At 45.4% G+C, this 20,822-nt stretch carries 21 protein-coding genes; 3 read left to right on the top strand and 18 right to left on the bottom strand.

The window, feature by feature from the left end:
- Positions 1–3: 3 nt before the first annotated feature.
- From C1S74_RS12705 to C1S74_RS12695, 3 genes are read right to left on the bottom strand one after another with little or no spacing between them, the layout of a single operon-like run.
- Positions 4–1,200, bottom strand: coding sequence for a BamA/TamA family outer membrane protein (locus C1S74_RS12705; RefSeq protein ID WP_045399079.1), 1,197 nt, complete (start codon positions 1,198–1,200; stop codon positions 4–6).
- A gap of 3 nt (positions 1,201–1,203) precedes the next feature.
- Entirely contained in the window at positions 1,204–2,289 is a 1,086-nt protein-coding gene (gene alr / locus C1S74_RS12700; protein WP_045399149.1) for an alanine racemase, read from the bottom strand.
- 4 nt (positions 2,290–2,293) lie between these two features.
- Positions 2,294–3,694 (bottom strand): replicative DNA helicase, encoded by a 1,401-nt coding sequence (locus C1S74_RS12695; RefSeq protein ID WP_045399082.1) that lies wholly within the window; start codon positions 3,692–3,694, stop codon positions 2,294–2,296.
- 322 nt (positions 3,695–4,016) lie between these two features.
- Between C1S74_RS12695 and C1S74_RS12690 the strand changes: the two genes are divergently transcribed.
- Positions 4,017–4,781 carry a DUF481 domain-containing protein gene (locus C1S74_RS12690; RefSeq protein WP_045399085.1) on the top strand — a complete coding sequence of 255 codons (765 nt, stop codon included), beginning with the start codon at positions 4,017–4,019 and terminating at the stop codon, positions 4,779–4,781.
- An 88-nt stretch (positions 4,782–4,869) separates the two neighbouring features.
- On the opposite strand, the gene rplI is transcribed toward C1S74_RS12690, so the two are convergent.
- The 14 genes from rplI to pilM all read right to left on the bottom strand — a co-directional run bounded on the left by rplI (position 4,870) and on the right by pilM (position 16,039).
- Positions 4,870–5,322 carry a 50S ribosomal protein L9 gene (gene rplI / locus C1S74_RS12685; RefSeq protein ID WP_005438451.1) on the bottom strand — a complete coding sequence of 151 codons (453 nt, stop codon included), beginning with the start codon at positions 5,320–5,322 and terminating at the stop codon, positions 4,870–4,872.
- Between the two features lie 33 nt (positions 5,323–5,355).
- Positions 5,356–5,583, bottom strand: coding sequence for a 30S ribosomal protein S18 (gene rpsR / locus C1S74_RS12680; RefSeq protein WP_000090472.1), 228 nt, complete (start codon positions 5,581–5,583; stop codon positions 5,356–5,358).
- 16 nt (positions 5,584–5,599) lie between these two features.
- Positions 5,600–5,902, bottom strand: coding sequence for a primosomal replication protein N (gene priB / locus C1S74_RS12675; protein WP_005438449.1), 303 nt, complete (start codon positions 5,900–5,902; stop codon positions 5,600–5,602).
- An 8-nt stretch (positions 5,903–5,910) separates the two neighbouring features.
- Complete coding sequence (gene rpsF, locus C1S74_RS12670; RefSeq protein WP_010443890.1) at positions 5,911–6,300, bottom strand: 30S ribosomal protein S6; 390 nt, start codon at positions 6,298–6,300, stop codon at positions 5,911–5,913.
- A 229-nt stretch (positions 6,301–6,529) separates the two neighbouring features.
- Entirely contained in the window at positions 6,530–7,201 is a 672-nt protein-coding gene (gene rpe / locus C1S74_RS12665; protein ID WP_045399088.1) for a ribulose-phosphate 3-epimerase, read from the bottom strand.
- 100 nt (positions 7,202–7,301) lie between these two features.
- The gene (locus C1S74_RS12660; protein WP_045399091.1) at positions 7,302–8,141 is read right to left on the bottom strand and encodes a Dam family site-specific DNA-(adenine-N6)-methyltransferase; all 840 of its coding nucleotides are present in this window, start codon (positions 8,139–8,141) and stop codon (positions 7,302–7,304) included.
- 69 nt (positions 8,142–8,210) lie between these two features.
- Positions 8,211–9,704: an SPOR domain-containing protein gene (locus C1S74_RS12655; RefSeq protein WP_045399094.1), complete on the bottom strand. Its 1,494-nt coding sequence runs from the start codon at positions 9,702–9,704 to the stop codon at positions 8,211–8,213.
- Positions 9,705–9,756: 52 nt separating this feature from the next.
- Positions 9,757–10,857, bottom strand: a complete 1,101-nt coding sequence (gene aroB, locus C1S74_RS12650) for a 3-dehydroquinate synthase (RefSeq protein WP_045399097.1) — start codon at positions 10,855–10,857, stop codon at positions 9,757–9,759.
- Positions 10,858–10,888: 31 nt separating this feature from the next.
- Positions 10,889–11,407 (bottom strand): shikimate kinase AroK, encoded by a 519-nt coding sequence (gene aroK, locus C1S74_RS12645; RefSeq protein ID WP_038865492.1) that lies wholly within the window; start codon positions 11,405–11,407, stop codon positions 10,889–10,891.
- Positions 11,408–11,595: 188 nt separating this feature from the next.
- Positions 11,596–13,347 carry a type IV pilus secretin PilQ gene (locus tag C1S74_RS12640; RefSeq protein ID WP_045399099.1) on the bottom strand — a complete coding sequence of 584 codons (1,752 nt, stop codon included), beginning with the start codon at positions 13,345–13,347 and terminating at the stop codon, positions 11,596–11,598.
- A gap of 34 nt (positions 13,348–13,381) precedes the next feature.
- A complete protein-coding gene (locus C1S74_RS12635; protein ID WP_045399101.1) occupies positions 13,382–13,897 on the bottom strand; it encodes a pilus assembly protein PilP in 516 nt (171 codons plus the stop codon).
- Complete coding sequence (locus C1S74_RS12630; protein WP_045399104.1) at positions 13,887–14,480, bottom strand: type IV pilus inner membrane component PilO; 594 nt, start codon at positions 14,478–14,480, stop codon at positions 13,887–13,889. The genes C1S74_RS12635 and C1S74_RS12630 overlap by 11 nt, the downstream gene beginning before the upstream one ends.
- Entirely contained in the window at positions 14,473–15,039 is a 567-nt protein-coding gene (locus tag C1S74_RS12625; RefSeq protein WP_045399107.1) for a PilN domain-containing protein, read from the bottom strand. The genes C1S74_RS12630 and C1S74_RS12625 overlap by 8 nt, the downstream gene beginning before the upstream one ends.
- A complete protein-coding gene (pilM, locus tag C1S74_RS12620) occupies positions 15,023–16,039 on the bottom strand; it encodes a type IV pilus biogenesis protein PilM (protein WP_045399109.1) in 1,017 nt (338 codons plus the stop codon). The genes C1S74_RS12625 and pilM overlap by 17 nt, the downstream gene beginning before the upstream one ends.
- A 177-nt stretch (positions 16,040–16,216) precedes the next feature.
- Here pilM and C1S74_RS12615 point away from each other — a divergent pair, with 177 nt between their 5' ends.
- Positions 16,217–18,781 (top strand): penicillin-binding protein 1A, encoded by a 2,565-nt coding sequence (locus C1S74_RS12615; protein ID WP_045399114.1) that lies wholly within the window; start codon positions 16,217–16,219, stop codon positions 18,779–18,781.
- A gap of 69 nt (positions 18,782–18,850) precedes the next feature.
- Here C1S74_RS12615 and oxyR read toward each other — a convergent pair whose 3' ends face one another.
- On the bottom strand, positions 18,851–19,759 hold the full coding sequence (gene oxyR / locus C1S74_RS12610; protein ID WP_038865506.1) for a DNA-binding transcriptional regulator OxyR: 909 nt from the start codon (positions 19,757–19,759) through the stop codon (positions 18,851–18,853).
- Between the two features lie 173 nt (positions 19,760–19,932).
- Between oxyR and C1S74_RS12605 the strand changes: the two genes are divergently transcribed.
- Entirely contained in the window at positions 19,933–20,661 is a 729-nt protein-coding gene (locus tag C1S74_RS12605; protein ID WP_045399116.1) for a redoxin family protein, read from the top strand.
- Positions 20,662–20,822 lie beyond the last annotated feature (161 nt).

Raw genomic sequence — 20,822 nt, 5'->3', positions numbered from 1 at the left:
AATTTAGAAGGGCTGATTGATCATTACTCGGAAGGTGCCTTCATCAGCACCTTTGGCCATTTCAGCACGAACAACAATACCCTCGACTTGGAAGCGCACTGCACCACCGATGTTCCACTTCATGTCTTCATGTAATGTTTTAAGATTGTATTCATCTGCAACTCTACCCACTTCGACAAAAGCTACCCACTGCCACCAAGGCAAATCGTAGTAGTTGATGAATGGAATATCATCCAGCGGTTGCCAATCTGGCAGCACTCGATATTCAGCAGAGTAGTGAATCGCTGAGCGCCCATGGTAACGGCCTGCGGTGTAACCGCGCAGACGATATAAACCGCCAAGACGAACTTGCTCTTGCTCTGGTGGGCGACTGCATACTGCACTATCACACTGGTTCCACGTAGGGGTATCCGCGGTGTAGAAATCAAAGGCGAGTACTTGCTGATCAAACAAATCGCCTAACGGACCTAGTGAATAGTATTGGCTATTTTGGAATTCCCATTTCAACCACAAGTCTTCAGACTGAAAGCTGTCCGCGCCCGTGGTTAGATCGAAAGAAGTATGCGAGCCGCGAGTGGTATTACGAACACTGTCTCGGTTATCCCAATCAAATGTTAACGTGAAACCTGTCGCCTCTTCCTTTTTATCACTGTAGATATCCAACTCTCGAGATGAGTAAAAAGGCGTGAAGATGATCGAACTGACTCCCGATTCAACTGGAGAAGCAAAACTGACATCTCGAACCGGTTGGAATGCACCGAGCAGGCCATGTTCACGAACATTACCCCAAGGAAGCAGGTACTTGAATTCAAGCTTGTAGTTCTCTTCATCCCCATTGGTCACGGTTTTGTCTTCCGTTGAAGAGCTGTTTGAGCCTTGATCACCTAAGTAGTAAGGATTGTCGTTAAAACGCGCTTGGTACATTTGCGTACTAAACAATAGGTTTGGCGACAAAGCGTAGTTGAATGCAGAAAGAAAGCCGACATAGCTGTCTTTCTCAGAATACAACCCCATACCAAACAATGCGGCCTGCGGCTGTCCAACTCCTTTCGCAACACCCGCTAGACCGATGGTGCTGCCCATAGTCTCAGTACTGAAATAGAACGGAACAAATGCTGAGTCTTTCTCTTTCGCAATAGTCTGCTGAGATAAAAAAAGGCTGGCAGAGAATGCCAGCACTGAGAATAATCTTTTCTTCATGAGTTACTTCGAATATTCCATTTCGACACGAGAAGTCAGTTTGGTCACCAGTTCATAAGCAATGGTACCTATGTGACTAGCCACCTCTTCTACCGGTAAATCCTTACCCCATAGAATCGCCTCATCGCTTACTTTATCAGTCGCGTCGGGTCCTAAGTCGACCGTCAACATGTCCATTGAGACTCGACCAGCAACTGGCACTTTACGTCCATTAACCAAAACAGGCGTGCCATTTGGTGCCGTTCTTGGGTAACCATCACCATAACCAACCGCAATCACGCCCACTTTGGTATCGCGTCCGCTAGTCCATATACCACCGTAACCCACGCTCTCACCTTTCTTCACCTCACGCACCGCAATCAAGTGCGATTTCAGCGTCATGACAGGTTGGTAGCCAAGGTCTTGTGCAGTTTTGTCATTGAATGGTGAAACACCGTACATGATGATACCCGGACGAACCCAATCCAACTGGCTTTGTGGCCAAGCAAGTAAACCTGCCGAAGCTGCCAGAGAACGCTCTCCCTGACAACCAGAAGTCAAAGACATGAAACGTTCAATCTGGTCAGGAGTGATGTTGCTGTCTAGCTCATCAGCACAACCGAAGTGACTCATGTAACGAAGCGGTTTCGCTACATTTGAGCACTCTTTTAGGCGTAAAACGAATTCGTCGTATTGTTCTGGGCGAACCCCCAAACGGTGCATACCGCTGTCGATTTTAAGCCAAACAACGACTGGAGTTTCGAGCTCTGCTTGCTCTAGAGCAACAAGTTGTTCTTCACAGTGCACAACCGTTTGAATGTTATTGGTCACTAAAATAGGTAAGTCACCTGGTGAGTAAAAACCTTCTAGTAACAGAATCGGCTTTACCACACCACAAGCGCGTAATTGCAGCGCTTCTTCAATTCGTGCAACACCAAAAGCATCAGCGTGCGTGGCATGTTTAGCCACATGACGCAGACCATGGCCGTAACCATTGGCTTTGACTACCGCCATCACTTTACTGTCTGGTGCTTGCTCTTTTACACACTGCAAATTGTGTTGCAGTGCAGACAAGTCAATGCATGCCATCGCGGCTTTCTTGTAACTCATTGCATTACTCATCATCAATATCAAATGCTGGACCCGCGTAATTATCAAAGCGCGAGTGTTGTCCTTGGAAGGTCAAACGCACCGAACCGATAGGACCGTTACGCTGCTTACCCAAGATGATTTCTGCGGTGCCTTTGTATGGGCTATCTGGGTGATAAACCTCGTCACGGTAGATGAACATGATCAAGTCGGCATCCTGCTCGATAGAGCCCGATTCACGCAAGTCCGAGTTAACTGGGCGTTTATCAGCACGTTGCTCTAGGGAACGGTTAAGCTGCGATAGTGCCACAACCGGCACGTTTAGCTCTTTTGCTAATGCTTTAAGCGAGCGTGAGATCTCTGCGATCTCTAATGTACGGTTATCCGACATAGCAGGAACACGCATCAACTGAAGGTAATCGACCATGATCATTGATAGACCACCATGTTCACGAGCAATACGACGCGCTCGCGAGCGAACTTCTGTTGGAGTTAGACCTGAGCTGTCATCTATGTACATATTCTTCTTCTGCATCAGGATACCCATGGTAGAAGAAATGCGTGCCCAATCTTCGTCATCTAGCTGACCAGTACGGATCTTAGTTTGGTCAACACGAGAAAGGGACGCAAGCATACGCATCATCAACTGTTCTGCTGGCATCTCTAGCGAGAAAATAAGTACTGGTTTTTCTTGCTGCATCGCCGCGTTTTCACACAAGTTCATCGCAAAGGTCGTTTTACCCATCGATGGACGTGCCGCGACAATCACCAAGTCAGAGCCTTGCAGGCCGGCGGTCTTCTTGTTGAGGTCCGTAAAGCCCGTATCTACACCAGTTACACCATCTTGTGGTGTTTTGTACAGAATCTCGATACGTTCCAGTGTTTTTTCGAGAATGTTATCCACGTTTTGTGGACCTTCATTCTCACTGGTACGAGCCTCTGCAATTGCAAAGACTTTACTCTCGGCTAGGTCAATTAAGTCTTCAGAGCTACGACCTTGAGGATCATAACCGGCATCCGCAATCTCATTGGCTACACCAATTAAACCACGCACAATCGCGCGTTCAGCAACGATATCGGCATAGGCATTAATATTCGCAGCACTTGGTGTGTTTTTGGCCAGATCGGCAAGGTAAGCAAAGCCACCCACATCTTCAAGCTGTTCATGACGCTCAAGATGTTCAGAGAGTGTGATTAAGTCGAGAGGCTTACCCGCTTCTAGTGTGGTTTTCACGCCTTCGAAAATAAGGCGGTGTGGACGGCTATAGAAATCACTGCTGACAACGCGCTCTGCAACGGTGTCCCAACGTTCATTGTCCAGTAAGAGACCACCAATCACTGATTGCTCGGCTTCCAGTGAGTGAGGTGGCACTTTGATTGCGTCTACCTGACTGTCTGAAGGTTTGCGATTTCTATTTTCCGCCATGACTTTGCTCGATAACTACTAATGACCCAAGATTATAACCTTAAACCCAACTAAGATGCTTCCCCGATGCGACAATTACTTGTTAAGAATTCAACAAGTGAATGACTAACAATCCGCTTTTCATCGCAGTTAACTTTCGCTATTTGGTTAGAATCGATTTATCCGTAATGAAACAGATAGTTCACTAAGTTTAGTCGTTCGAATGGGAGCGTACACCTCGGTTCTTACGCTTAGGTCTAATAAAATTTAACCTACCATTGACCCAATAAAATATCTGTATCAGTATCATGCCCCTCCTTTTTTAATTACGTTCGAGGTATTTGTGTCCCGATACTGGTTACTTGGCTTTAGCTTACTTTGCACGGGAGCATCGTTCGCTGAAGAATCAGTACAGCCAGAGCAAGAAATTGAAGTACCCGATCCTCTACTTACTGAGGTCGAGTTCGGCTATCAAGCTCACACAGGTAACACGGACTCTCGTTCCCTGAATGCTCGTCTGAGTGCTGAATATACTTCTGGTCGACACCGTTCATACGGTGAGTGGAAGTACTACAACCTTTACAAAGACGGTGAAGAAGACAAACGCTCTTCCACATACACCGCTCAGAGTGACTACAAGTTAGGCCCAAAAACCTATCTGTACGGCAGCTTTAAAGGCGTTGATTCACGCTACAGTGCTTACTTTAAAGACTACACACTTTCTGGCGGTCTGGGTTACCAATTCGCTTATACAGAGAATTTCACACTAGAGGCGGAGATCGGTCCTGGCTTTCGTTATCAAGAACCGAACCTTGATGAGATAGACGACGACGACATCGTCTTTCCTAACATCGTTCAAGAAGGGATATTACGTGGCAACATCAATACCACGTGGCATGCTTTGGATAATCTGAGTTTTGCTGCCGACATTACGTTAGTCACAGGTAAAAGCAACACTCGTGTCGATAGTGATCTAAGCGTGACTAATGACATCACCGAAGACATTGCATTGAAGCTGACACACTCGCGCCAATACCACGATAAAGTGCCTGAAGGGCTCAGCAAAGCAGACAGTGTATTCTCGGTAAACTTACTGTTCGCCTTCTAATTTTCACCTCTTCATTTTTCGATGAAAATCAGACATAAAAAAAGCACCTCAAAAGAGGTGCTTTTTAATATTTCGTCTTGGTACTGAATTACTCAGCAGCAACAACTTGTACGTTCACAGTAGCGAAAACTTCTGAGTGAAGTTGAACGCTGATCTCGAACTCACCAGTGTTACGTAGAGCACCTTCAGGAAGGCGAACTTCGCTCTTAGCAACTTCAACGCCTGCAGCTGTAATAGCGTCAGCGATGTCACGAGTACCGATAGAACCGAACAGTTTACCTTCGTCACCAGCTTTAGAAGCGATAACAACTGCTTCTAGAGCGTTAACTTTCTCAGCACGTGCTTCAGCAGCAGTTAGTTGCTCAGCAACTTTAGCTTCTAGTTCAGCGCGACGAGCTTCGAACATTTCAACGTTGCCTTTAGTTGCCATAACTGCTTTACCTTGAGGGATAAGGAAGTTACGAGCGTAGCCAGACTTAACGTTTACTGTATCGCCAAGACCACCTAGGTTACCGATTTTATCAAGTAGAATAACTTGCATTGTTTAATCCTCTTTCTTAATAAAACGAACCGATTACTGATGCTTGTCAGTGTACGGTAGTAGAGCTAGGTAGCGAGAACGCTTGATAGCGCGAGCTAGTTGACGCTGGTACTTAGCGCTTGTACCAGTGATACGGCTAGGTACGATTTTACCAGCTTCAGTGATGTAGTTTTTAAGAGTTGCTACGTCTTTGTAATCAATCTCTTGTACGCCTTCTGCAGTGAAACGGCAGAATTTACGACGACGGAAGAAACGAGCCATGGGCTATCTCCTGATCTTAAATTTGAGTAATGTTGTCGGCGTGTAACACTAATTTCCCAACGCCATTTCGGCCGGTCTGATAAGCGACAAAACCGCCTACCTTAATGTTACTGCCTTGTACTAAATTCTGAGTTAATGCTTGTGACCCAAGCCCACTAACAACTACCGGCATTCGACAATATACTTGTCGAGGTAGATTAGCTTCGATAACGGTAGAGCGATGCTCTAACCAAAATCGACAGTGTTCAATGCCACCAGGGCTTTTACTACGAATGGGCGGCTTGGCAATGGTGCCACTCAGCTCCATTCGATTGGTCATAAGAAATATTACTCAGCAGCTGCTTCTGGCTTAGCTTCAGCACGCTCTTCGCGACGAGGAGCACGCTCTGCACGCTCTTCTTTCTGCTTAAGCATGATAGATTGCTCAGTGATAGCCGCTTTAGTACGCATGATCATGTTACGTAGAACTGCATCGTTGAAACGGAAAGCAGTTTCTAGCTCATCGATTACAGCTTGGTCAGCTTCAACGTTCATTAGAACGTAGTGAGCTTTGTGAAGCTTGTTGATTGGGTAAGCCAGTTGACGACGGCCCCAGTCTTCTAGACGGTGGATTTTACCGCCAGCTTCAGTGATTGAACCAGTGTAACGCTCGATCATGCCAGCAACTTGCTCGCTTTGATCAGGGTGCACCATGAATACGATTTCGTAATGACGCATTGGTTGCTCCTTACGGATTATTAGCTTCCACGATTGGCTCGGTCGTCCAGAGGAAGCAAGGAACTAAAGAAAATTGACCGAGAATTAAGGAAGACGGATTGTACAGAAAGGAAGCAAAATAGGCAAGTGATTATTTACGTCGTTCAGGCGATATTTTCTGCGCTCTAGCCCTAGATACGACAAAGGCTGCCAGCAAAGTGGCAGCCTTGGAAGTTTAAGACTTCAATGCTTATTTTGCTTTTGCTAGCTCTTCACGCATTTGGTCGATCACTTGCTTGTAATCTGGCTGACCGAAAATCGCAGAGCCTGCAACGAACATATCTGCGCCCGCTTCTGCGATTTCACGAATATTATCGACTTTCACACCGCCATCGATTTCAAGGCGAATGTCACGGCCAGACTCATCAATCATCTTGCGTACTGCGCGCAATTTATCCAGCGTATGAGGGATGAATGATTGGCCACCAAAGCCAGGGTTTACTGACATTAGAAGAATTAGATCAACTTTATCCATGATGAATTCAAGGTGTGACAACGGCGTAGCAGGATTAAGTACCACACCCGCTTTACAGCCATGCTCTTTAATCAACTGTAATGTGCGGTCAACGTGCTCTGATGCTTCAACGTGGAAGGTAATCATCGATGCACCCGCTTTCGCGAAGTCCGGGATGATGCGGTCTACAGGTTTCACCATTAGGTGAACATCGATTGGAGCCGTGATGCCATAGTCACGAAGCGCTTTACAGATTGGGGCACCAAAAGTCAGGTTTGGTACGTAGTGGTTATCCATCACATCGAAATGCACCACATCCGCACCCGCTGCGAGTACTTTTTCTACGTCTTCACCGAGACGAGCAAAATCAGCCGATAAAATGGATGGAGCAATAAGAAAATCTTTCATACCTGACCTCAGTAGTGGCGAGCAAACAACAAATAATATTGCGCGCAATTCTACCGAAGCCAGTGGGGAGATCCACTACTTAGACGTAATAGTGTGAGAATTATGAGGCAGAAGTATCCGAGTTCGGCGCATTAAAAAGAGCCAGTAACTCATCGACTTTGTTTCGGCCGCTGCCATTACGGCTAATAGTACGCTTAACTTTAACAACGCTCAGCTCAGCACCATGATACAAGCGACGCGTGAGTGTCGTATCGTGGTTAGAAATCAAAACAGGAATGCCGCGTTCAGTCGCTGCCCTCTCTGCGATGTCCGCCAATGCGGCTTGGTCATCAAGCGTAAAGCCATTTCCGGCGTAAGAGGTAAAGTTTGCCGTGTTCGATAGTGGAGCATAAGGTGGATCGCAATAAACCACACTGCCCTTACGTGCTCGACTGAACGTCTCAGGATAGCCTTCACATACGAAAGTAGCTTTCTTCGCTTTTTCAGCAAAGAATTCCATCTCAGCTTCTGGAAAGTACGGTTTCTTGTATGAGCCAAAAGGCACGTTGAAGCCGCCTTTTTTGTTATAGCGACAAAGGCCATTAAAACCAAAACGGTTCATGTACAAGAAGGCCAACGATCGATACATCACATCGTCTGTGTTATTGAACTCAGCACGAATACTTAAATACGCTTCTTTGCGATTGTTCTCAGCAACAAACCAGCGTTTCGCTTCCGAGATGTACTCTTCAGGACGCTCTTTCAGTAAGTTGTAGAGATTGATCAGATCAGGGTTGATGTCGGCCAATAGATATTGGTCATAATCAGTATTTAGAAATACTGAACCTGCACCAACAAAAGGTTCAACTAGCTTTCGAGCCGGTGGCAAATGACGTTGGATGTCTTCAACCAGACCGTATTTTCCTCCTGCCCACTTAAGAAAGGCTCGTTGCTTTTTCATCTACTGCTCTATCTATCGACCAAAAATTAAGGCTGCGGAATGTAACATATTTTTCAACGAAGCTCAGGATTATTTCACGCGATCAATTTCACGATGCACCTGACCTAAAGATTTTGCCCAAGGACTCAACGATTTCAGTGATTCTGGCAAACTTTCCACCGCATCGCGTGCAAGCTGGATAGTCGGATAGTCTTTATAGGTAACAATGTACCATTCCGTCCCGCTACGCACGGTTGGGTAGATTCTCACTTGTTGGCTAAGTTGGTGTTCATCCAAAAAAGCTTGCACATCTTCCATTGACGTCATTGCGGCTAGCTGCAAGGTATACGCTCTTGGAGAAATCGCTTTAAGCTCTTCTCGCGCAAAAGAGAATTTTACGATCGGCTTGCTGGAAGGACTCGGTTCTGTTGATGCGCCCTGCTCTTTTTGAACCACATTAATCAATGACGAACCAGCGCTAGTTTTCGCTTGAGGAACAGACTCTTCAACCACTTGCTTGATTTCATCTGTATTGGCTTCCTCTGGCTTTCCTTCTAACAACGCATCCACGACGTCAGATTCAATCACCACACGTTGCTGTTTATCTTCAGTGCCAACACTTGCCACTTCATCCGTCACCGCTGGCGGCAGTGAATCAGAATCATCGGTTGCGCTCGCAGTATCCACAGTCCCAGAGTCTTGGTTCATGGTTGAGTCTGCGCCGCTGGATTGAGCTTCAGGCTCAGTTAAGGTTGGAATGGCCGTTTGTTCAATGCTACCAGTGATCTGCTGAGCTTTATCGTCAGCACTTGGTTGATTGAACATCCACCAGTACCCACCCGCAGCTAACAATAATAGAACCAGCACCACCAATGCGATTTTAAGTGGTGAGCCAACAATTGAGCGGATAATGATCCTTTTTTCCACTTTCATCTCTCCTAACGCCATGATGTCGCCCGGTACAGGGTCGACTTTTTTAAATGCATCTCGAACGCGTTTTTCGGACTCATCGTCAACGTATCGAATCACCAAGGATTCAAAGAAACGACGCGCTTCCACTTCTGAGAGCATTTCTACATCAAGCTCTACTGGTTTGTGCTCTTGCCCGTAACTAATACGTGACAATAGAGATTCCAATCGACCAGCTTGAGTGAATAATAAGATGTTTATTTTCCACTTCGGATTCACTTGCGCTGCAAGTACTAACGTCCAAAGTTCCGAAACTAAAGTTTCACTGAGAAGATGTGCATCATCGACAACAATAGCGATGTCGCATGCCTCGTTACCCAAGATTCTTTCAAGACTGTCAACCAAGGTATCTTGTTGGTTAAATAAAGCATCCGAAACGATCTGGCTCAAGATGAGCATTCGACGTTGAACATCATCTTGATTAGCATGACAAAGTAGCAAACATTGATTTTTGTTACTTGCACCAAGCTCAAGATATCGTTGCGCTAACCAAGATTTGCCATATCCCGCATGGCCATTAATCGCAATAAGGTTAGAGCCAAAGTTGGTCAGCAACCCTAATCGATCCAATAACTCAGTTTGAGAATCCAATTCCAGAACGTGAGCGAAACTCATCTAATAACCTTAATAAACAACAAGAATGACGCCCGAAGGCGTCATTACAAGGTTAAATATCGCGACCGAAGTCGATAGCTTGTTTGATCACATCTTGAGGTGTGTCGGCAATGACTTCTGCACTACCAATCCCCGTCGGTAAGACTAAACGAAGCTGACCTGAAAGCACTTTTTTATCACGCATCATGTGCGTCATAAAATCATCAAAAGTCATGCTTTCTGGAGTGTGAACTGGCAATTTCGCGCGACGCAGAATCGCAATAATACGATCAAGCTGTTCTTGAGTAATGAGCCCACGAAGATGTGACGTTTTCGCAGCCATCACGGTGCCAGAAGAAACGGCTTCACCATGTAACCAATTGCCGTAACCTAGCTCAGCTTCAATAGCATGACCATAAGTATGACCCAAGTTAAGTAACGCACGGATACCCGATTCTTTTTCGTCTTGAGCAACGACTTCCGCTTTAATTTCACAACAACGTGCAATCGCGTAAATCAGCGCCTCTTCTTCGAGGGTATAGAGGCGGTCAAGGTTCTCTTCTAGCCAATCGAAAAACGCACCATCGTAAATGATGCCGTATTTGATTACTTCAGCAATACCAGCTGCAAACTCACGCTCTGGTAATGTTGATAAACAATTGGTATCAATGATTACGGCTTTAGGTTGGTAGAAGGCACCAATCATGTTTTTGCCCAGCGGATGGTTAACCGCAGTTTTACCACCAACTGAAGAATCAACTTGAGACAACAAGGTGGTCGGGATTTGAATAAAATCCACCCCACGTTGATAACAAGCGGAAGCAAAACCAACTAAATCACCGATCACGCCACCGCCCAGTGCAATAATCATAACGTCACGTGCATAGCTTCCCTCTAGCAGGAAGTTCATGACTTGATTAAATACTTCTAGGCTTTTGTATTGCTCACCATCGGGTAATTCAAGCAAAGAGGCATCACAGCCAAGTTGCTTTAGTTGACTAAGAATTTTGTCCGCGTACAGAGGCGCGACCGTGACATTACTGATCACGACAACCTTCTGATTTGCGTTTTTATTTGAGAGAACTTGAGAAAGGTACGCCGGGTCCTCAAATAACCCGGCGCCAATAGAGATTGGGTAGCTACGCTCTGCTAGATTGACCGTAATCCGTTCCATCGGTGTGCTCCAATTTGAAAAAGATAAATGCTTATCTCTCTTCTAGCATTTTTACGATCTGGTTGGCTACCACTTTTGCACTCTGATCGTCAGTACGAACTGTGTAATCCGCTACTTCTTCGTATAGTGGGTTACGTTCGCCTGCCAAAGATTCCAACACTTCACGAGGATTGTCCGTTTGAAGTAATGGACGCTTCTTGTCACGGTTTGTACGTGCAAGTTGCTTTTCGATAGTTGTTTCTAGGTAAACAACAACACCACGAGCAGAAAGGCGATTGCGGTTTTCTTTGCTCATTACAGAGCCGCCACCAGTCGCTAGCACGATGCCTTGCTCTTGAGTTAAGTCTTCAAGCACCGTTTCTTCACGCTTACGGAAGCCTTCTTCACCTTCTACATCAAAAACCCAAGAGATATCTGCACCGGTACGTTCTTCGATCACTGTATCAGAGTCCACGAACTCCATATGCAGCTGCTGTGCTAGATGTCTACCAATTGTACTTTTGCCGGCACCCATTGGGCCAACAAGAAAAATATTACGTTTCTCAGCCATATTTAGCGGTAATTTACAACGTTAATTCAATAAGATCGCCACAAGAAAACACAGCCAAAGTGCTGTTTCACAAGGCTTGTGGCACCAATTCCTCACAGATAATTCGTGATAAGACCCGAAATTATCCAAGCATGGTGCCACTAATGCAACTTTATTTTTGATCTAATCGTTTTTTTGCTGATTCTGTCTTACTGAATAACGACCTTCGGCGTAACAAAAATCAACAACTCACTTTTGCCTACATTTTCGTAACTTCGGCGGAAAAGCGCTCCTAACAGCGGTAAATCACCTAATAAAGGCACCTTATCGACGGAGTTGGTAATACTATGTTGGAAAATACCGCCGAGTACGACGGTCTCCCCATTATTCACTAACACTTGAGTACCAATACGTTGAGTATCGATCGCTACCGCCTCACCAGTACCCGTTTTTACCACTTGCCCTGGTCTATCTTGCGTAACACTCAAATCCAGCACCAAACGGTTGTCAGGAGTAATCTGCGGTGTCACCTTCAAACTAAGCACGGCTTTTTTAAAGGTCACAGAAGTTGCACCACTGGATGACGACTCTAAGTAAGGGATCTCTGTACCTTGCTCTATATAAGCCGGTTTTTTGTTAGTGGTAATGAGACGTGGACTTGAAATGATTTCAGCCTTTGATTCTTGTTGTAGTGCAGACAGCTCTAAATCCAATAAGGTGTCAGAACCTAGCTTAGCCACTTGAAAGGCAAGGCTGGTTGCATTTGGACTGGTTGCTGCCAAGTTGACGTTAAGGAAATCATCGATACCGACACTACCACCACCGTCTTCACCTTCGCCGTCACCACCGCCGCCATCATAAAGGCCGATAGTGGCAAGGTTATTCTCGATAGAACCACCCACCGTGTGACTACCATTAATAGAAGTAAAGCCCCAACGAACACCCAGCTCGTCCATATTACCTTCATTGATGGTAACGATACGCGCTTCAATCTGAACCTGTTTCACTGGAATATCGAGAGACTCTATGATTTCACGAATCACTTCAATGTTACTAGGAAGCTCTCGAATCAACAGAGAATTGGTGCGTTCATCAATCGTCATACTGCCGCGGTCCGACAACATGCTGATATTACCTTCACCATTAATCATCTCTGCGATATCAGAGGCTTTCGCAAAGTTCACTTTGATGATCTCCGAAGAAAGGTCTCCCATCTCTTGCTCAAGCTTCTGCTTCTCTAACTGCTGCTTCTCACGCAAATCCAACTCATCTTTTGGTGCGACCAGAATAACGTTGCCATCCACGCGTTTGTCTAAGCCTTTTACTTGCAGAATGATATCGAGTACTTGCTGCCAAGGCACACCATCAAGACGCAATGTGAGGTTGCCTTCTACTGAGTCAGAAACAACTAAGTTGAACTGGTTATAATCCGCGATAAGTTGCAGAACGTTACGCACTGGAATGTCTTGGAAGTTAATCGAAATCAACTTGCCTTCTTTTTCCAGAATACTTTTGTCTGGCACCTTTTCGTTCGGCTTGAGCTTACCCACTTTGACTTCCAAGTATCGCCCTGTCAGACGGTAATCATGGGTATAGTCTTCATCAATATAAGCCACGAGGCGCGTTGTCGAGGTATCACGAAATATCTCGACACTTTCCACCACGGTAGAGAAGTCTTTTACATCAAGAAGATAAAGCTGATCGTCTTTAACTGACGTATTGAGCAAATCGATACTCAAGCCTTCTTGCACGCGCTTGATGTCCACTATGGCAGCTGGCGAAGCAAGCTCAACCACTATCACCGCGTCTTTATCTTTATTGGTACGGAAATCAATGCTTTTGAAGGCATTAGACTGAACTTCGTTCGCGAAAGCGAAAGGGGCTAAAAGTAAAAACAACCAAAAAGAGAAGAGCCCTATTAGCTTCCTTGGTATGCGTGTTAATCCTTGTCTCATTTTCATCATTACTCAATATCAAAAATAAATGCAGCTATGCCTATCTCAACGCCAACTTAACTTTGCGTTTTTGCCAACAACCCAGACCGTCTGGCAGAGTTTCATTAATCAATAAATAGTTGTGGGATACATGGGTGACCTTGCCGTTGTTACGCCCTAGATATTGTCCCGGCTTTACTTTATAAACGGTGCCATTGGGCGCTTGGACTAGCCCGGACACGCTACTGCCCATTCCCATCACGCCTTTCAGACGCAGTTGACCAAGCGGAAAGCGCTCTAATTTGCCAGTACGCTTTCTTGATGGTGGTTGCCAACAGTCTTCTCTTGCGACTGGTTGAGTCGCAATGGTCGCCTCCTTCGGCAACTCAAAAGGCGCTCGCATGATTTTCGGCTCATAATTCACCACCACATAATCTTCGGCAGGTTTCAGTTTGGCGACATCACGACGAGCTTGGTTTTCCACATCACGAATAAAGCCTGTGAGTGACTCATCATTGGCTTGGCAGCCGGTTAATAAAGTGACCATGCAAACCATCAGCAAAGATTTATTTCGCATCTTTCTTTTCCTCTGGTTTGAACTGGTAAGTATTCGCCCTAACACGGAAGTGCAACGTTTCACTTTCTTGGCTGACACGCTGCCAAGTCACGTCTTTAAATGTGATGATGCGAGGTAACGTCGCGATAGCCTGAGAGAAACGGCCGATGTCGTGGAAATCTCCTGTTAACTCGATGTTGAGTGGTAAACGGTAAAGGAAGTGTTCAGATTGCTTCTCGCCCCAGTCAATTCGAGTAAACGTCAGCTTATTGTCGATCCCCAATTCGTTGACCGAAGCCAACATGGTCGCTAGTTCTTTTTGCGCAGGCAGTTGCTGCAGCAACAACTCGTAGCGCGTGGTTAGCTCATCAAGTTGAGATTGCAATTGCGGTAACGCCGCCACTTTGTTGGCCTTGATACGCAAAGCGACTTTTAAGGTTTGCTCTTCCTGGATCAGCGTATTTAAGCGCTCCTCCTCCGGCTTTAGATAGAACCAATAGCCAAAGCCTTGGATCAAAAGCATCATTAATAAGATGACAACCAACTGAGGCAGCACTGGCCACTCAGCAATTTCATCTATATCGAGATCTTGCCAATTAACCACGTTGTTCTCCTCCCGCTTCTTTAAACATGAAAGAGACTTTGAACGTTTGGAACTCTTTACCAAAACGTGCTTTACCATGAACAATTGAATGCATTTCGACATCCAGCAACTTCGCAGAGCGTTCCATGTTGTCTAACATGGTCGCCAAACGTGGCGTGCTGTCAGAGATACCGGAAATTTCAATCTCAAAGTCGTTCATTTTTATCTTGTCGACATAAACACCATTTGGGATCACCGACGGCATCAAGTTCATAAACTCGGTGGTTTTATTGCGTCCGTTTTGTAGACCTTCAACAATTTTCAAACGTTCTAAGATTTTGCCGTGCTCTTGTTCTGCAATCTTCATTGCTTCAATGCGTTTGTCTAATTGAGAGATATAATGAGCTAAGTAATCCAAACGTTGTTGCTGTTGGTCTTGTTGGTATTGGTAATATTTGCCAATTCCCCATTGCACCCCTAACGCTGCAATTGCACCGAGCACAATCAATCCAATAAAGCGGCGACGATGTTCTTCACGCAGGTTTTCACGCCAAGGGAGTAGGTTAATGTGATACAGCATGATTGCCTCCCAACCACTGGATACCACGTACAGCTAAACCCGCAGCAGTGGTAAAGTGCTGCCAATCCGCGGCTCGGCGCTTGCGCTTAGAAACTTTCATTTCAAATAAGCCCAGTGGGTTAAGCAACTCACATTCTAGAGCCAGTTGGCTGGAAAGCTCCTCGGCTAACATCGGAGTGGATGCGCCCTCACCGGAGAGCCAAATACCTTTAATATCTTGAGAACCATTAATAGAGGTATAGAGCTGCATTTGACGTTTCACACGATCCACAACTTGACGGTTGAATTGTTCCGTCATGACTTGAGCATCATCAGAAAGCGGGTTGTCGTGCAAAAGGCCGCTAGCGGCACGAGTGCCAGACACAAACTCCTTATGGAATAACTCGCCTTGCTCGGTAAACATAGTGAACGAGCTATTTAATACCCCGATGTCCAGTAGGCAGTATTTGCTTTTGTCAGGATAACGTTCAGTGGTTAACTTCCAGATATGCCCAAGACTTTGGGAATGCACATCCACCAGCACGGTTTTTAGACCAGATTTTTGCAATGCTTCTACGCGGGTTTCCACCACGTCTTTACGTGTTGCAAAAACTTGATAGCTTTCTGTCCCACGCATTTGCTCTTCAGATTCCACTAATACAAAATCAAGACTAAGCTCTTCTACAGGGAACGGCGATTGATGAGAAAAAGCCTGTACGACAGCAAACTCTTTTTCACTTTCCTCTAAACTTTGTTCGATTTGCAGTTTTTTGCTGATCACCGCATTGTCAGGTACCGAAATCGCGACTCGATTAGCCCTAAAAGGGAGGTCTTTTTTCATCTCTTTTAGGGTCTTTACAATTTCTTGATGATTTATGGTGTTATTTTCAGCGACAATACCTTCTTTAAGTATTATTTCTTTGTAACCCAGTAAGGCATAACTGTTGCCATTGGGTTTAAGTACCACGGCTTTGAGGCTGTTATGGCCGATATCTATACCCGTAACTAATAGCTTATCCATCTCTACTCTCGCTCCGAAACTCCTGTGTGCACTGTAAAGAGCACCCAGAGAATTTTCTTCGTGCAAAGGTTGTTATTAGCATCCAAATAAGAGTTAATATCTCTTATGTGCTAAATTTTTGACCTAAGAGTACAAGGGTTTGCCGTTACACAGCCTCAACCAATCAGGGATTCTCCGGTGAAGTTCATAAAGCGTTTATTATTTTTAACATTGATTTGCATAATTCTTGGAGTCACCACAATTTTTGGCTTCTATCAATACGTGAAGCCTGAATTGCCAGATGTTGCAACACTAAAAGATGTTGAATTACAAACACCTATGCAGGTATTTAGTCAAGACGGGAAACTGATCGCACAGTTTGGCGAGAAGCGTCGAATTCCTGTTACCTACGACGAAATTCCACAAGATTTAATTCATGCGCTGATCGCGACCGAAGATAGTCGTTTTTATGAGCACCCAGGCATTGACCCAATCGGTATTACGCGTGCAGCAGTCGTGGTTGCTTTGTCAGGTTCTGCAAAACAAGGTGCGAGTACTATTACTCAGCAGCTAGCGCGTAATTTCTTCTTATCTAACGAGAAGAAGATCATGCGTAAAATTAAAGAAATCTTCATCGCAATTCACATTGAACAGCTTCTTTCTAAAGAAGAAATCATGGAGTTGTATGTCAATAAGATCTTCCTTGGTTACCGCTCATATGGTTTCGGCGCAGCCGCTCAGGTCTACTTTGGGAAAAGTCTAAATGAGCTAACACTGAGCGAAATCGCGACATTGGCAGGCATGCCAAAAGCGCCATCAACCATGAACCCTCTTTACTCGTTAGAGCGTGCGACAAATCGTCGTAATGTGGTGTTGATGCGTATGCTAGATGAGAAATACATCACTCAGGAGCAATACGATGAAGCGCGTTCAGAACCAATTGTAGCTCGCTACCACAGCGCTGAAATTGAGCTATCTGCTCCATACGTTGCAGAGTTAGCGCGTTCATGGGCAGTAAAAGAGTACGGTGCAGAACAAGCTTATACATCAGGTTTGAATATCTACATGACGGTAGATTCAAAACTACAAGACGCAGCAAACACGGCTTCTATCAACAATATCCTGGCTTACGATGAACGTCATGGCTACCGCGGTGCAGAAAAAGTGCTGTGGAAAGAGGGCGAAACGTCTTGGGATACAGAACAAATTGAAAAGCACCTGAAGAAGCAACCAACCTATGGTCAGCTCTATCCTGCAATTGTCACCAAAGTAGATGACAAAACCGCGCAGGTTTGGGTGAAAAATAACGAAGAACAAACTGTCACTTGGACAGGGATGAATTGGGCTCGTAAATACCTAACAGACCAACGTCAAGGTCGAGCGCCAAAGTCAGCCAAAGAAATTTTAGCGACAGGTCAACAAATCTGGGTACGTGAGATCAGTTCGACAGATAAAGAAGGCACAAAAACTCAAAGCTGGAAACTAAGCCAAGTACCAAGTGCAAATACTGCGTTTGTAGCAATGAATCCAGAAAACGGTGCAGTCCTGTCTTTAGTTGGCGGCTTTAACTTTGTTCATAGCAAGTTTAACCGTGCAACCATGTCTATTCGTCAGGTTGGTTCGAGTATCAAACCATTCATCTATTCGGCGGCAATCAATAAGGGCTTAACCCTTGCTTCGCTGGTAAACGATGCGCCAATCAACAAGTGGGATGCAGGTTCAGGTTCGGCATGGCGTCCGAAGAACTCACCACCGACTTACGTTGGCCCTACTCGCCTACGTATCGGTTTAGCGCAGTCGAAAAACGTAATGGCAGTTCGTACACTGCGTGAAGTGGGCTTGGACGAAACACGTGAATACTTAACTCGCTTTGGGTTTGATATTGACCAAGTGCCTCGCTCAGAGACTATCGCATTGGGTGCTGGTAGCTTAACACCAATGAAAGTCGCGCAAGGCTACTCTGTGTTTGCAAATGGCGGCTACTACGTAGAACCGTTTTACATTGACCACGTAGAAAACTCATTTGGTGAAGTACTGTTTAAGGCAAACCCAAAAGTGATTTGTCAGCACGACTGTCCTCAAATGCCAGTACAACCTGAAGACAAGTTTGCAGCCGAATTTGGTGAGCAAGATGTAACAACGGAAAACATTGCCCCTGATAACGCTCTAGAAAACGACACACCACAGTACGCGAAACAAGTTATCTCTGCTCAAAATGCATTCATCATGCGCGAGATGATGTACAGCAACATCTGGGGTGGTGGTAGCTGGCGAGATGGCACTGGCTGGAACGGTACCGGCTGGCGAGCGCAAAAATTGGAACGTCGTGATATTGGTGGCAAAACCGGTACAACCAACGACTCAAAAGACACTTGGTACAACGGTTACGGCCCGGGTATTGTGGCTATCGCATGGGTTGGTTTTGATGATCACTCTCGCACGTTAGGCCGTACCACTGTGAACAGTAACCTAGGGAAAGGCCAAATTTCTGGTGCAGAATCTGGTGCGAAAACGGCAGAACCAGCTTGGATTGATTTCATGCGTACTGCACTAGACGGAGTGCCTCAACAAGGTAAGAATATTCCAGACAATATCGTTCGAGTTCGTATCGATCGTGATAGTGGCCTACTGACTCATAAAATTGATGGTTCATCCATGTTCGAATACTTCGAAAAAGGCACAGAACCAACCGAGTATGTCGGCAACAGCCTGGAAGACAGCATCTACTCTGGTGGCAGTGGCGGTGCAGAAGAACTGTTCTAATAGCACGTAATACTAACAAAGAAAAAGGGAGCCGATTGGCTCCCTTTTGTCTATATCAGCATTTCAAAGCTAGGCTGCAATTGGTGCTTCTTTCGCTTCAAGAATGTTTTTGATGGTCGCTGCTAAGGTTTCAAAACGCGTACGCAATGGAGAGCCAGGACGGTAAACCAACACAATGCTGCGTGATGGTGTTGGGTTCATTGCTGGCACGTAACACACGCCATCTTTTTTCTTTTCATGCGGCACAGACAACTGTGGCAACAGAGTAATCCCTGCTCCCGCCGCCACCATGTTACGCAGTGTTTCTAGGCTAGTCGCTTTAAAGCGCTCATCATCTTTCGCTCCTGCAGCAAAGCAGAAACCCAGAGCTTGGTCTCGTAAACAATGACCATCACCCAAAGACAACACCGTCTTGCCATTGAGGTCGAGCATATCAATATGATCTAACCCAGCCCATTCGTGATCACAAGGTACCGCAACACTTAAAGGCTCGTTGTACACCTCAATTTCTTTAAAGGGCGCAGTCTCATCAACCGATGCTAAAACAAGACAATCTAACTTGCCATCTTCTAATTGACGGACCAATTGGTGGGTCTGCGCCTCATGTAAAAACAGCTCCAAATCTGGAAACTCTTCTTTAAGGTGAGGGACTATTTTAGGTAGGAGGTAAGGACCAACTGTTGGGATAAAGCCAATGTGCATTGGGCCAGTCATGGCACCACTTTGACCGCTCGCCATATCTTTGAAGGTTTTTACTTCACTCAAAATACGTTTTGCTTGCTCAACCAACTGTAAACCAGAGTCAGTAAACAACACGCGACGACTGCTTCTTTCAAGCAGGGCAGTGCCTAACTCGTCTTCTAGTTTACGAATCTGGCCACTCAATGTTGGCTGACTAACAAAACAAGCTTCCGCTGCTTTTCGAAAATGCTTGTGCTCCGCAAGCGCCACCAAGTACTCAAAATCTCGAATATTCATAACGTACGATTCACTTCTTGTTTGGCGATAGAAATAATCTATCAAAACCATAGCATTAAACGATTAGAGCTATCAAAGTTTTTTTTCAATAATGAGCTCAAGAAAACGAAACTGAGCGCTAAATAACGCTAAGCTCGATAATGAATTATTCATAGATTTAAAAGGAAATCATCATGTTTGCATCAAAAGAAGGTCAAGCTGTACCACAAGTTACTTTTCCTATCCGTAAAGGTGACGCATGGGTGAATGTAACCACGGAAGACTTGTTTAAAGACAAAACGGTTATCGTATTTAGCTTGCCTGGTGCTTTTACTCCGACGTGCTCATCAAGCCACCTACCACGTTACAACGAACTGTTCTCTGTATTTAAAGAACATGGCGTGGATGAGATTCTATGCGTTTCCGTAAACGATACATTCGTAATGAACGCATGGAAAGCTGACCAAGAAGCAGAAAACATTACCTTCATCCCAGATGGTAACGGTGAGTTCACAGACGGTATGGGTATGCTAGTGGACAAAAACGACATCGGCTTTGGCAAGCGTTCATGGCGTTACAGCATGCTAGTGAAAAACGGCGTGGTTGAGAAAATGTTCATCGAACCAAACGAGCCAGGCGACCCGTTCAAAGTTTCCGACGCAGACACAATGATGAACTACGTAGCACCTGAGTACAAAACTCAAGAATCTATCACTGTGTTCACCAAACCAGGTTGTCCTTTCTGCATGAAGGCGAAACAAAATCTGATTGACCACGGTCTTCAATATGAAGAAGTGATTCTGGGTAAAGACGCAACAACAGTAAGTCTACGTGCAATCTCTGGTCGCACAACGGTACCTCAAGTGTTCATCGGTGGTAAACACATCGGCGGTAGCGAAGAGCTAGAAACGTACCTTGGTTAATAATTTGCCTAATGGGCTTGAGTTGGCAATCTCGCTATCCAGAACTCAGCCCTTGGTCTCCCGGAGCATCCCTCGCCTGGGAGACCATCCCCCTCAATCACTTCCTATGCTTAGTCTTGATAACTGGTCGTCTTCACCGTTCAACCAGTTATCAAGATTAA

The sequence above is a fragment of the Vibrio hyugaensis genome, from assembly GCF_002906655.1.
In the GTDB taxonomy this organism is placed as follows: Bacteria; Pseudomonadota; Gammaproteobacteria; order Enterobacterales; family Vibrionaceae; genus Vibrio; species Vibrio hyugaensis.
Note: the sequence above shows the minus strand (reverse complement) of the source record. Positions and strands in the feature narration are given on the sequence as shown.